10 protein-coding genes are annotated in these 12,883 nt (G+C 56.8%); 3 read left to right on the top strand and 7 right to left on the bottom strand.

The features are described 5' to 3' along the window. Positions 1–679: 679 nt before the first annotated feature. Positions 680–1,222 carry a PRC-barrel domain-containing protein gene (locus tag LAT62_RS03645; RefSeq protein WP_293379121.1) on the top strand — a complete coding sequence of 181 codons (543 nt, stop codon included), beginning with the start codon at positions 680–682 and terminating at the stop codon, positions 1,220–1,222. Positions 1,223–1,315: 93 nt separating this feature from the next. On the opposite strand, the gene LAT62_RS03640 is transcribed toward LAT62_RS03645, so the two are convergent. From LAT62_RS03640 to LAT62_RS03630, 3 genes are all read right to left on the bottom strand, one after another. Further along, positions 1,316–2,221 (bottom strand): EamA family transporter, encoded by a 906-nt coding sequence (locus LAT62_RS03640; protein WP_293379118.1) that lies wholly within the window; start codon positions 2,219–2,221, stop codon positions 1,316–1,318. Between the two features lie 189 nt (positions 2,222–2,410). Beyond that, positions 2,411–3,553: a GGDEF domain-containing protein gene (locus LAT62_RS03635; protein ID WP_293379115.1), complete on the bottom strand. Its 1,143-nt coding sequence runs from the start codon at positions 3,551–3,553 to the stop codon at positions 2,411–2,413. Between the two features lie 160 nt (positions 3,554–3,713). Then, the gene (locus tag LAT62_RS03630) at positions 3,714–4,199 is read right to left on the bottom strand and encodes a YbaK/EbsC family protein (protein ID WP_293379112.1); all 486 of its coding nucleotides are present in this window, start codon (positions 4,197–4,199) and stop codon (positions 3,714–3,716) included. A gap of 449 nt (positions 4,200–4,648) precedes the next feature. Between LAT62_RS03630 and LAT62_RS03625 the strand changes: the two genes are divergently transcribed. Next, positions 4,649–6,454 carry an FG-GAP repeat protein gene (locus LAT62_RS03625; RefSeq protein WP_293379109.1) on the top strand — a complete coding sequence of 602 codons (1,806 nt, stop codon included), beginning with the start codon at positions 4,649–4,651 and terminating at the stop codon, positions 6,452–6,454. A gap of 70 nt (positions 6,455–6,524) precedes the next feature. Here LAT62_RS03625 and LAT62_RS03620 read toward each other — a convergent pair whose 3' ends face one another. From LAT62_RS03620 to LAT62_RS03605, 4 genes are all read right to left on the bottom strand, one after another. Beyond that, positions 6,525–7,739, bottom strand: coding sequence for an NAD(P)/FAD-dependent oxidoreductase (locus LAT62_RS03620; protein WP_293379106.1), 1,215 nt, complete (start codon positions 7,737–7,739; stop codon positions 6,525–6,527). A 75-nt stretch (positions 7,740–7,814) separates the two neighbouring features. Further along, positions 7,815–8,132: an antibiotic biosynthesis monooxygenase gene (locus LAT62_RS03615; protein WP_293379103.1), complete on the bottom strand. Its 318-nt coding sequence runs from the start codon at positions 8,130–8,132 to the stop codon at positions 7,815–7,817. 6 nt (positions 8,133–8,138) lie between these two features. After that, a complete protein-coding gene (locus LAT62_RS03610; protein WP_293379100.1) occupies positions 8,139–9,191 on the bottom strand; it encodes a S49 family peptidase in 1,053 nt (350 codons plus the stop codon). A 25-nt stretch (positions 9,192–9,216) separates the two neighbouring features. Further along, entirely contained in the window at positions 9,217–10,218 is a 1,002-nt protein-coding gene (locus LAT62_RS03605) for an RluA family pseudouridine synthase (RefSeq protein ID WP_293379097.1), read from the bottom strand. A 599-nt stretch (positions 10,219–10,817) separates the two neighbouring features. Here LAT62_RS03605 and rne point away from each other — a divergent pair. Further along, the coding region (gene rne, locus LAT62_RS03600) for a ribonuclease E (RefSeq protein ID WP_293379094.1) at positions 10,818–12,883 on the top strand (2,066 nt) is incomplete at its 3' end.

The raw sequence follows: 12,883 nt of genomic DNA, 5'->3' as shown, positions 1-12,883 counted from the left end.
CAGCATCGGCGAAACTCTGGGGAGTCTCAGCACTCGTATCAGACGCCAGGTTGTCACGCCGGGAACGGTAATCACCGCCGGCCTACTCGGAGCCTTACTGCAGCGCAGTCACTTGCTGCAGGGCACGCGCCTGCTGCCCATCATTACTGCAGCCAATAGCGGGCTCCGGCTTTTGCTGATGGCCAGGGCCAACAAACGCAACAGTTCTGGATAGCCCCACCTTGAGATCCGTCCAGGCCTGGACATTGCCTGGCTTCGGGTCTCCCTCAAAATGAGCAGGTAAACCCATGAAAATTCTCTCTCTGGTAAAAATTGTACCGCGGCCTACTCGACCCCTGTCACCTGCAGAGCGAGTCGACGAGAACGCTGCGGAAAACGAGTTCACCTCTGAGGGTGCGCCCTTGCCGTCAAACTCCGCATCCACTGATTCAGCTGAATCCATACCTTCTGAAAAAAGCACCTCTGACTGACCTCTGTTGCTTCAGCATTGCCGGAAGAGCGCTGAGTCTTTTACAACCCATTGCGCTGTATTTCTGGCGCAGCGTGCGTCAACGAACAGAGCACTCAGTGAGGTTCTGCAAGACTTCACGCAGCTCAGCCACCATGTGGTAAACATCCGCAGACAGGCACCAAGGTGCAGGGATGGTTGAGCCTATCTGAACGTCAAGCAAAGGAAATCATGATGAACAAACTTTATCGCAAGACACTTATAGCCACTGCAGTGGCCGCCCTGATGAGCGCTCCGGCCTGGTCAGACACTCATGACATCGATTCAGATCTCGATGCCGAACAACCCATGGATTCGCAGTCTCAGGACGAGCAGTCCGACGACACCTGGAATGATGAAGAATTCGGTTCGGATGATGGCATGGACGGCATGGGCGACCATGGCGACAGTACCCTGATGAGCATGACACCTGATGAACTGAATGGCATGGAAGTCATCGGTGCGGATGGTGAGTCAATCGGCGACATCAGTGAAATTGTCGGCAGTCTGACCGATGATGAAGCCTATGCCGTTGTCACTCATGGTGGCGTTCTGGGCATCGGATCACACGAGTTTGTCATTCCACTGAGTGAACTGACTTCAGTGAATGAAGACCAGGTGCGTGCCAATTTCAACGAGAGCGAAGCAGACATGCGTCCAGACTATGATTCCGACAGCTATGCGGAATTGGACTCTGATCGTCCGGTCAGCGAATACTCTTCAATGAACCAGTGATCAACGCGCTCGATTCAGTAGGCAAGGAACGCCGTCTGAACCGAACGAAGGATTGATTGGCTGAATCAAGAAAGAGCTGAGGCTATTCCCGCCTCAGCTCTTTTTTTGTTGTTTTACGGCCAGCGCCACACCACTGACCGCCACCGCAATGCCGATAAGAGCCATCGGGCCAAGCCGCTCACCGAACAAAATCCACGCTTCCAAAGCGGTTACCGGCGGCACCAGGTAGAACAGGCTTGCAACCCGAGAAGCTTCACCCCGGCGAATCAACGTCATCAGCAGCAGGATCGCCGCAATAGACAATCCGAAAATAAGCCAGAGCAAGGCCCCGATGAAGGTTGGACTCCACTCTATTTCACGCGTTTCAAACAGCATCGCCCCGACACCCAGCACCACGGCAGCCCCCAGGTACTGAATAAAGGTGCCGGTAATCAGAGGCATGCTTGTGCAATGGCGTTTCTGATAGATGGTCCCGATTGAAATGCCGAGCAATGCAGAAAACGCGGACACCACTGCTGCCCAGCCAAACCCGACGAACAGTGCTTCGGGGTTGGCCAGATCAAGCTTCTCCCCCATCACCAGCACAATACCGATCAGACCCATCACAATGCCGACCCATTGCCGCCGGCTGATTTGCTCACCCAGCCAGGATCTGGCCAGACCCGCTGTCACCAGAGGCTGCAGACCCACAATCAGCGCCGTGACTCCGGCTGGCATTCCCAGCCCGATGGCCGTGAACACGGCGCCCAGATAGATGCCGTGCACCAGCACACCGACCACGGCGATATGAAACCAGAGCATGGGTTCAGTGGGCCAATGTTCACCCAGTATGCGAATCAGCACATAAAGCAGCACCAGCGTGCAGATGAAGCGCACAAAGAGAAAGGTATAGGGTTCAGCGTAGGGCAGCCCGAATTTCGCCCCTATGAAGCCCGTGCTCCACAGCAGCACAAACAGTACCGGAGTGGCTTTGATCCATAGGCTTTGCGGCCATGTCATCACTACAATTTGTCCTTGAAAATTGATGATTCAGCATCGTTGTAAGGGATCCTGCCTCGGTACCTTTGAAATACTGGCCGGTCAGCGGTGGCGACGTCTGTCTGGACAACGAGCCGCAGCGAATCGGGCAGCACCAAAATCCTCAAGGACACTAGACGACAGCTAATCCGCTCCGCCAACTTTCTTCCTTCATGTTTTCTGTCTGCTCATGACTTCAGTGCGATTGCGGCCATTGCGCTTTGCCTCATAAAGCGCCCGGTCCGCCATCGTAATGAGTCCATCCACTGTGCCACCTGAGTCGGATAGAACCAAGCCCAGACTGATAGTCACATCGAGTTCTGCAGCACTGGTGACAAACGCGGTCTTCCCAATTGCCAGACGAATCTTCTCAGCGACGTCAAAAGCAGCCTTCTCTTCGACTTCCTGAATCAGCAGCAGAAACTCTTCACCGCCCCAGCGTGCAACCCTGTCTTCCAGGCGGACCGCCTTTTTCAGGCGCTGGCCCAGCTCGATCAGCACCTCGTCACCCACATCATGGCCATGAGCGTCATTAATCTGTTTGAAATGATCCAGATCCGCCATGATCAGGGCAAAGCTCTGGTTGTGGCGCCGTTGGTGCGACACAGCCATGGCCAACTCGGCACTCATGGCACGTCGATTCAGCAAGCCAGTAAGCGGATCCGTCGTGGCGGCCTCGCGCAAGTGCTGGTTAGCCAGAAATGCAGAAACTGCGCCATGATACAGAAGCCCGGCGATAGCCGATCCCACAACAATCATCATGGCGGGATTTATCAGATAGTTTGCCAGCTGTCCAAGGGGTACATTATTGAGCTGCGTCACAATGATCAAGGCGAGCATCGGCAGACCGTAGATAACGGGCAGATCCTGCAGCCCGCGGATGGCAGCCATGGAAACAGCAGCGAGGCTGATGATCAGGCCCTGCAGGGTGTAGTGAAGGGCAGCATGTTCCAACATCAGAGCTATGGCAACCATGCCGCTCGTCATGAGCAACAGAGCAATAGCGAACAACTGCAACAAGGGTCTGGGCCAGTTGCCATTAGGCCGGGAGCAGCGCAGTACCAGTATCAGCAGGACCACGCCCATTACCGGTATTCGCCAGAGCGCATTGTGCAGCCCGAACGCCGGGGTATCGCGGTAAAATATGAGCTCGAACAGCTGGAAAGCCGGAAGTGCCAGCAATGTCAGCACTGCTGCAACCACAGCTATCCGCCGGGCCTGTCGGCGCTCATGATCCAGAAACTCCTCTTTCCACTCTGCAGGTATGCGAGGAAACAAAACCTGCAGAACTGTCGCATATCGAAGAGGAGTCATTCGAAGTTTGCTCTTGTGACGATTATTCTTTATACCATTACAATCAAAACCCTTGCCAGCCAGACTACTTTCGCTGGCTGGTCAGCATCACACACCAGACCGCAATGTCGTCGGACAGGTCACTCATTGTGGGCTGAAGCTTCGAAGCTTCCGGAATTGATCAGCCCTTGCGTGCCACATCAACCACTTCTCCTTCGGTGACCGCCAGCAAATGCTCATAAGGAATGCGGAAAATGGTGTCGGCCGCGCCGGCTGCCGCATACACAATCTCGAAGCGGGCCAGTGTATTGTCGATATAGATCGGCATGGGTACTCGATGACCAATCGGCGGCACACCGCCGGGCGCAAAGCCACTGAATTCGATCGACTGATCCGGTGTGGCCATTTTGACCTTCTTGCGGCCAACACCGCGCAAAGCCGCCAGCTTGCGGTCATCCATCCGCTGGTCCCCGGCGCCCAGCACCATTATCGGCTCGTCGTTGATCAGAAAGCACAGGCTCTTCACGATGCTGCCCAGCGCTGTTCCCAGCGTATCGGCCGCCTCCTGTGAAGTCGCAGTCGAGGTGTCGAAAGTTTCCACACGGATATCCAGCCCGAGGGCATCAATAGCCGCTCTTACATTATCAGGCGTCAATGGCTTGATCATTGGCTTCAGGCCTCCCTATTCAAATGCAGCTGACACAGCCTCCATACTGACCCAGCGAGGCACATAGGCTGATCCACTTCCATTGGGCAAAACAACGCGCGCAGTATGTGTGCAACAAAAGCGCTTTTCAATCTATTCACCTAACACCATGCGTGTACATGAGTTCAGAGGCACGCATGCAAAGCGAAAGCAGCCAGTGCTGTTGGTCCATACAGAAGCTGCCATAGTGCATTTGCACTATTTCCTGAGCGATACATATCCCGCAATGTACAGCAGTAAACAGCTTCTACTTCTATTTTATGTTTGCCACTTCCTACCAGTGATTATCCTGATCAGGCTATGCGGTGAATCGACTCATAATGGTGAAATTAATGGTAAACGGTCATCCGTCAGTATGTACTCGATTTAGCGAGCACCTCCGATACTCGCCCCCTTTCGTTCGACTTGGCTTGCTTGGAATTGTGCTTTTTTGCTTATCCGCCTGCGGTGGCAGCGGAAGCAGTAGTGAAGATGAAGTCGAAGACAACGAAACGGAATCAACAACGGCAGCTCCAGAGGCTCCCACTCTGACCCTCACCCCAAAAGCGATCAAGACCTTCAGCTTCAATTGGTCAGACGTTTCGGATGAAACGGAGTACCGACTATTGGAAAATCCGGATGGCGAATCAGGCTATACCGAGATAGCCACTATTGACGCCGACACTACAGAACATGAGCTGGATGTGTTTCTGCCGGGACGCATCAACGCCAGCTATATACTCCAGGCCTGCAACAGCGGTGGCTGCAGCGATTCCAGTGCGGTACATGTCAGCGGGACACTGGCCGAGGCGGTAGGCTACGTGAAGGCCTCCAATACGTCTGAATCTACCAATTTCGGCGTCAGCATAGCGGTTTCGCGCGATGGAAAGACGATTGCGGTAGGGGCTCACCGAGAGAACAGCGATGCCCGCGGGATCGACGGAGACCAGACCAACAGCGACGCCAGCAATAGCGGCGCAGTTTATGTCTTTGCTCTTTCCGATGGTACCTGGTCACAGCAGGCTTACGTCAAGGCATCAAACACGAGTGCCGGAGATGAATTCGGATTCAGTGTCGCCTTGTCACATAACGGCGACACTTTGGCTGTGGGAGCCATGCGGGAAAACAGCGATGCTACAGGCATCGGCGGCGACCAGGAGAACAGCGATGCCAACAATAGCGGCGCAGTGTATATCTTTACCCGCAGCAATGAGGTCTGGTCACAACAGGCCTATGTCAAGGCTTCCAATACTGACTCTGGTGCCCACTTCGGATTCTCGGTAGCGCTCTCGGACGATGGCAATACCCTTGCGGTCGGTGCGCGGATTGAAGACAGTGATGCCACAGGCATAGATGGTGACCAGAGCAATACCGATGCCGCAAGTAGTGGCGCGGTCTATGTCTTTACTCGCACGGGTGCCTTCTGGTCACAACAGGCTTACGTGAAGGCCTCCAATACCGGAGAAGGTCACCGGTTTGGATATAGTCTTGCGCTGTCGAGCGATGGCAATACCCTGGCTGTTGGAGCATACCAGGAAGACAGTGACGCCGAAGGCATTGACGGCAATCAGGACAACAACAACAAACCGGATAGTGGCGCCGTCTACGTGTTTACCCGCGATAGCGAGGACTGGCAACAACAAGCCTACGTCAAGGCGTCCAATACTGCGGCGGGTGACGAGTTCGGCATCAGCGTCGCGCTTTCGGGAGATGGCAATACCCTGGCAGTCGGGGCAACGGGAGAAAGCAGCAACGCTACAGGCATTGATGGTACTCAGAACAATAGTGATGCGACCAATAGCGGCGCAGTCTATGTATTTACCAGGAGCAGCGGAGCCTGGTCACAGCAGGCTTATGTGAAAGCTTCCGATACCGCAACCGGAAATCAGTTTGGTGAGGGGCTGGCGCTCTCAATTGACGGTGATACGCTGGCAGTCGGTGCAATTGATGAAAACAGCAATGCCATCGGCATCAATGGTGAGCAAAACAATAACGACAGCGCCAACAGTGGGTCAGTTTATGTTTTTGTTCGAAATGGCGATACATGGTCGCAGCAGTCCTATGTCAAGGCTTCCAATACAAGGGCAGGTCACGCGTTTGGACGGCGAGTAGCTCTTTCGGGTGATGGTAAACTCATGGCAGTCGGGTCTTCTCGCGAAAACAGCAATGCCACAGGTATTGGCGGAAACCTCAACGACAATACGGCCAGCAACAGTGGTGCCGTTTACCTGTATTGAAACAGGCAAGGAACGACGAAAGGTATGGCCACAGGGGTGCGTTGAGATGTCAGACTGTTCCGATTGTTAACTACAAAATCCACCGTTGCTTTCTACCGGCGACGGTTTCTGCCATCTGCCGGCGCACCCAGGGAATCCTGTGTGACAGGGGTAACGCCAAATCACGCCCCCGGGCGGCACCAACCATTCTGGACTGGAACAGGGGCGTCAGGAACCGGCTCATGCGCTGGTAGAAACGGATCGACCCTTGTCTGACCCTATAGTACTGGCCCCAAACCTCGTCCCAGTTTTCGCATTGTCGCACGGCTGATGCCAAGGCCGTGGCATCGAGCAACGCCATATTGGCGCCCTGCCCCAGTTGCGGGCTCATTGCATGTGCAGCGTCTCCGATAACACCAACGCGCCCCTGAGCCCATCGCGACATGATGACATCTCTGTAGGTCGCGGGCAGCAACTCGGACGGACTGGCGATGGCACTGATCAGCGGCTCGAGTTCCGGCCACAAGGCTATCACCTGTGTTTTCCAGAGCGCCAGATCAATGCGCCCGGCGCGCCAGTCCGATATCTCCGAAACCGGCAGACTCCAGAACAGGCTCAGCATCGGCGTCCCGTCTGCATCCGGAATGCAACCCGTTGGCAATGCGCCCACCATGACCGCCGAGCCGTCATACTTCTGCTGCAGATGAGGCCGGTTCAATGCGGCCAGATTCTCCGTCAACGGGCGAATCATCCACATCGCACCCCAGGGATATTCGCGGTCAAAGCGAACCAGCGCTGGCGGGCGCAATTGACTGGCACTGCCATTGGCTATCACTACCGCATCGAAAGCTTCCCGATGAATCTCTGCGTCACGGCGAAATGCGACCACCGCATCCCGATCGCTCTGCCCGATGGACGATACCTCACATCCAAACCAGCGGTCATGAGGCACTGTCTCCAGCGCAGTATCCAACACATGGCACAGAGCAGACCGATGAACACCCAGACCGAACACATCATTCTTTTCGCCAAGGTGGGCGTATTCAACCTGCATGATCGCCCGGCCAGACCGCGTCCACCCGAAGAGCGCGTCGATTCTCTGGCCATACTGCTGCATGTGCTCGAGACAGCCCATCTCCGACAAGGCACTGATGGCCGAAGGTTGCAGCAGCAATCCTGCCCCGACGGCGCCAAGCGAATTGGCCCGTTCAATAACAGTAACCGCGTGACCCTGACGACCAAGCAGAGTTGCAGTGGCGAGCCCTGCAGTGCCTGCTCCGACGACGGCGATGCGCTGTTTTTTCATGCGGCACTCACTGCCTGGGTTTCAGGACACAACAGGGAGATTTCGACTCTGGAGCAGGTTGCAAGGGCCATTGGCTCAGAAACCATAGTCACGCTCGACCCTGGCAACTCTTACCTTGAACTCTGAATACCACGCCTTTCGACCCTTCGACTGGGCCTCAAGGTGCTCGGCATTTCTCTTCCAGGCCCTGATGGATTCCAGGTCTGCCCAGTAGGACACCGTAATGCCAACCTCCTCTCTAGCGGACTCGATACCCAGGAAGCCCGGCTGCCGGGAGGCCAGTTCAACCATGCGCTCCGCCATTTCCCCGTACCCATTGTCGCCCTGGGTCCGATGCGAGGTAAAAATCACAGCGTAGTAAGGCGGTTCAGGGGTCCATGCTATTGTCGACATGGCACGCTACCTCAGTTCAAACCATCGGTCGGCCTGAATGGCATTGCCAATACCCTGCCCGACAGCCAGACCGAGGTCATCCAGAATCTGGCGCCAGGGGTCGCGTTTCGGATCGAAGTACAGCAGTTCCTCGATTTCCAGGCGGTTGGCCAGGCTGTAGATGGAATCGATACCATCAACAAGCCCGTTGTCGACCGCCTGTCGGCCGGACCACAGGAAACCGCTGAGAACATCCGGATTGCTGTCGTCAAGACGGTCGCCCCGGCCGGCAATAACGGCCTCCAGGAACTGATCATGCACACTGTCGAGCACGGTCTGCCAATGCGCGACCGCCTCCTCGTTCTCCGGAGTGAACATGTCCAGGAAAGCCTTGTTTTCGCCGGCGGTATAAATGCGCCGGTCGATACCCAACTCCTCCAGGGCGCGGTCAAAACCGAAACTGCCGGAGATCACCCCGATGGAGCCCACCAGGCTTGATCCGCCGGCATAGATTTCATCGGCCGCTGCGGCGATATAGTAGCCTCCGCTGGCTGCCATCTCGCCTACCACGGCATACACCGGGATATCCGGGTATTCGGCCTTGAGATCGTTGATCAGTTCATACAGCAGGTGCGCCTGCAACGGGCTGCCACCGGGAGAATTGATGTCCAGCACCACCGCCTGGGTATCAGGATGGGCAAAGGCATCCAGCAGCGGCTCGCGGTGGGTCTCCATGGATATGTCCCAGTTGTCCGCTATCTGACCGTGCATTTCCACGATGGCCATATGGCCACCGGTCTGCACCGGCCCCCGGGTCATGGTGCCGGGGGCGATGACCAGGAAGTAAAGCAGCGCGAACAGGTAGATAAAGGTCAGCGACTTGAACAGTATGCCCCAGCGTCGGCTGCGCTTGAGTTCATTGCTGTGCGTCAGCACGATCTTCTCGATCAACTGCCATTCTTTCGCTTCGCGGCGCGATGCCCTGGCCGGACTGTCCTGGGCCTTGCCAGGATTATTCTGACCGGCACTGTCACCCTCGGGGCGGGGCCGGCGGTCCCAGGTTTCGTTGTCGTCTACCATGGTGTCTTCCTTTGTCAGACGGCGTTCAAGGTGTATTCGGGGTCTCGGGCTCCAGCAGTCGGGTAAAGGCCTCCGGCAGCGGAGCCCCAACCGATACCGGTTCATCGGTCAACGGGTGGCGGAAATTCAGCGCGCTGGCGTGCAGCAGCAGCCGTTTTACCTTCAGCGACTTGGCTGCGGTCAGTTGTTCACTGGTCGCATACTTGTCATCTCCGACAATCGGGTGACCCGCAACCTGGGCATGCACCCGGATCTGATGCGTACGCCCGGTGCGTGGACTGGCCAGCACGAGAGTCAAGTCGGCGCCAGGCAGCCACTGGACGACGGCAAAACGGGTATCAGAGCGCTTGGCGCCCTCTCCGGCGTCTGCTTGCGGTTTGACCATGCGCTCACCGGATTGCAGCACCTGCTTGCGCAGCGGTACATTGATGCGCGTCTGATGCTCAGGCCAGCGGCCATGCACGATGCAATGATACTGCTTGTCGATATGGTGCTCACGCAGCATGGCATGCAGGGAACGCAAGGCGCTGCGCTTTTTGGCAATCATGACACAGCCGGAGGTTTCACGATCCAGACGGTGTACCAGTTCGAGGTGTCGGTATTCGGGGAAAATCTGGCGCAGGCTTTCTATCAGCCCGAGCGTAATGCCGCTGCCACCGTGCACGGCCAACCCACTGGGTTTGTCGACCACCATGAAGGCATCGTCATCCCACAGGATTCGATCACGCAGCGTCTGGCTGAGTTGTTCCGAAGGCGGTGGCGGCACATCGCTCTGTTGCAGCCGCACGGGAGGCACCCTGACATCATCGCCGATGCACAGCTTCTGCAGCGGTTTGGCGCGCTTCTTGTTCACGCGCACCTCGCCCTTGCGAATGATGCGGTAAATCAGGCTTTTGGGGGCACCTTTCAACTCATTGCGCAGAAAATTGTCCAGCCGCTGACCTTCCTGTCCAGCGTCAATTCGAACATAACGCACCTGAGCTGCGGGCTTCTCCGAGCCGGATCGGGTGGTAGGGGTCTCAGACATGGCGCGTATAATAGCAGTCTGCCGTTTGCTGTATAGGCATTTTCTGATATATTGCTGAGAGTCGCAGAGGTACCGGCCAAGAACATGCCGTCATACCCTGTGGACTGGAAAGCAAAAAGCAATTTTAGTGGTCTGCTCGGCCCCTGGCTGGAACCCCTGATCAACGCCTTGAGCGCAACTGACTGGGATGTACGCAAGGGCCGGGCCACCCAAAATAAAACCGAGCTACAGTCTTCGGTTCACTGAATGAAATACGGACGGTCAGACACGGATTCCTGCGGCCCCAATGCCAGATTTCGCAGCCGGATTGCACGTCGATTGGACAACATCGTTTCTTCCCCCGCCGCGGCCAAGGCCGCCGGGCAGGCGCGCTGATTTCCCGGAGCCCGGCAGGTTAAAACAGCCCCGCTGTGCCGTGACCTTCACCGTCCCCTGACAGTTTTCCCGCTGTTGGTCGGGCCTGCCCCTGTGTTATTGGGGCCGCTCGAACCACCTGCCCGGCTCTGTTCAGACTGGTTCTGAACCCATGAGCATTCTGCATTCAGACCGCGAGACTGTAGCTCTCTCCGTTAAATCATGGAAAAGAGTACAGTTTCTCTATGAAAAGAATGCTGATCAATGCGACCCAATCGGAAGAAATCCGGGTCGCCCTCGTTGATGGTCAATTCCTCTACGACCTCGATATCGAAAACGGCTCTCACGAACAGAAGAAAGCCAACATCTATAAAGGTCGAATCACCCGCGTTGAACCCTCCCTTGAAGCTGCTTTCGTCGATTTCGGCTCGGACCGACACGGTTTCCTTCCCCTCAAGGAAATCGCCCGCACCTACTTCAAGGACCCGAATGTTCAGGGTCGTGTGAACATCAAGGAAGTGGTTGCCGAAGGCACCGAAGTCATCGTCCAGGTAGACAAGGAAGAGCGCGGCACCAAAGGCGCTGCTCTGACCAGTCTGGTCAGCCTGGCGGGTCGCTATCTGGTGTTGATGCCGAACAACCCTCGGGCCGGTGGCATTTCGCGCCGCATCGAAGGTGAAGAACGGGCGCAACTGAAAGACGCCTTGCGCGGTGTCACCATTCCGGACGGCATGGGTGTCATCGTGCGCACGGCCGGCATTGGTCGTACGGCCGAAGAGCTGCAGTGGGATCTGGACTACCTGATGCAACTCTGGGAAAGCATCGACAGTGCCGCCAAGGAGCGCCCTGCTCCCTTCCTGATACTGCAGGAAAGCAATGTCATTATTCGCGCCATTCGTGACTACCTGCGCCAGGACATCGGCGAGGTACTGATCGACAACAAGGCGGTTTACGATCATGCGCTGGATTTTGTGCGCAAGGTCATGCCGCACTTTGAAGCCAAGGTCAAACTGTACGAAGATCAGGTACCGCTGTTCAGCCGCTACCAGATCGAGGCGCAGATCGAGTCTGCCTTCCAGCGTGAGGTCAAGCTTCCTTCCGGTGGGTCGATCGTGATTGACCCCACCGAAGCGTTCGTGGCAATTGATATCAACTCCTCGCGCGCCACCAAAGGTGGCGACATCGAAGAAACCGCCCTGAACACCAATCTTGAAGCAGCGGACGAAATTGCTCGTCAGCTGCGCCTGCGTGACATGGGTGGCCTGGTCGTCATCGATTTCATCGACATGTCGAGCAGCCGCAATCAGAAAGAAGTGGAAAATCGCCTGAAAAATGCGACCGACTCGGATCGGGCGCGTGTTCAGATTGGCCGTATTTCCCGCTTTGGTCTGCTGGAAATGTCCCGTCAGCGCCTGCGCCCCTCTCTGGGTGAAACCAGCGGTGTAGTCTGCCCGCGCTGCGAAGGTCATGGCGTCATCCGTGACGTCAAGTCACTGTCGCTGGCCATTCTGCGTCTGATGGAAGAAGAATCTTTCAAGGAACGTACCGCTCAGGTGCGCTGTATCGTTCCGATGCCGGTGGCAACCTTCCTGCTGAACGAGAAGCGGGAAAACCTGGCCAGCATTGAAACCACACAGAAAGTTCAGGTTGTGGTCATTCCCAACCCGGACATGGTGACGCCACACTACGAAGTGACGCGTATCCGCGACGACGATGAAACGCTGACCGATGAACCGTCTTATGCGGTGAAGCTGGAAGACAAATCCACGGTTGAGCAGGAAGCCGTTCTGGAGCGCAGCCACAAGCCTGAAGAGGCAGCCCTCTCGGGTGTGATGGCACCCCCGGCTCCAGCTCCGGCGCCCAAAGCGGCAGAACCGGTAGCCAGGGCAACAACACCTGCCGCAAGAACAACCCCGGCCGCCAGCACGCCGGGCATGATGAGCCGACTGGGCAGTTGGGTCGGTAACCTGTTCGGCGGTAGCAGCAACGAGGACGACTCGCGCTCTGGCCAGGCTCGTACTGATCGGCGCAGCGGTAACGCGCAGAATCGCGGTGGCAGCAGCCAGGCGCGGCGCGGATCGGACAACCGCGGCCGCAACAACAACCGGGGTGGCAACCGAAACCAGGACAGCCGTGGTGGTCGCAACGCACAGCAGGGCGACAAGCCGGAAACTGCCGACAGTGGCGGCAATAACCGCCGTCGCGGCGGTCGCAACAACAGGCCCAGCGGCTCTGACAACAGAGGCACCGGTCAAACCGAGCAGCGCGGCGGCGGCAAGGGCCGTGGTGGTCGCCAGCAGGATGACAGCAG

Origin of the sequence: Natronospirillum sp. (genome assembly GCF_022565775.1) — a bacterium.
GTDB lineage: Bacteria > Pseudomonadota > Gammaproteobacteria > Pseudomonadales > Natronospirillaceae > Natronospirillum.
Note: the sequence above shows the minus strand (reverse complement) of the source record. Positions and strands in the feature narration are given on the sequence as shown.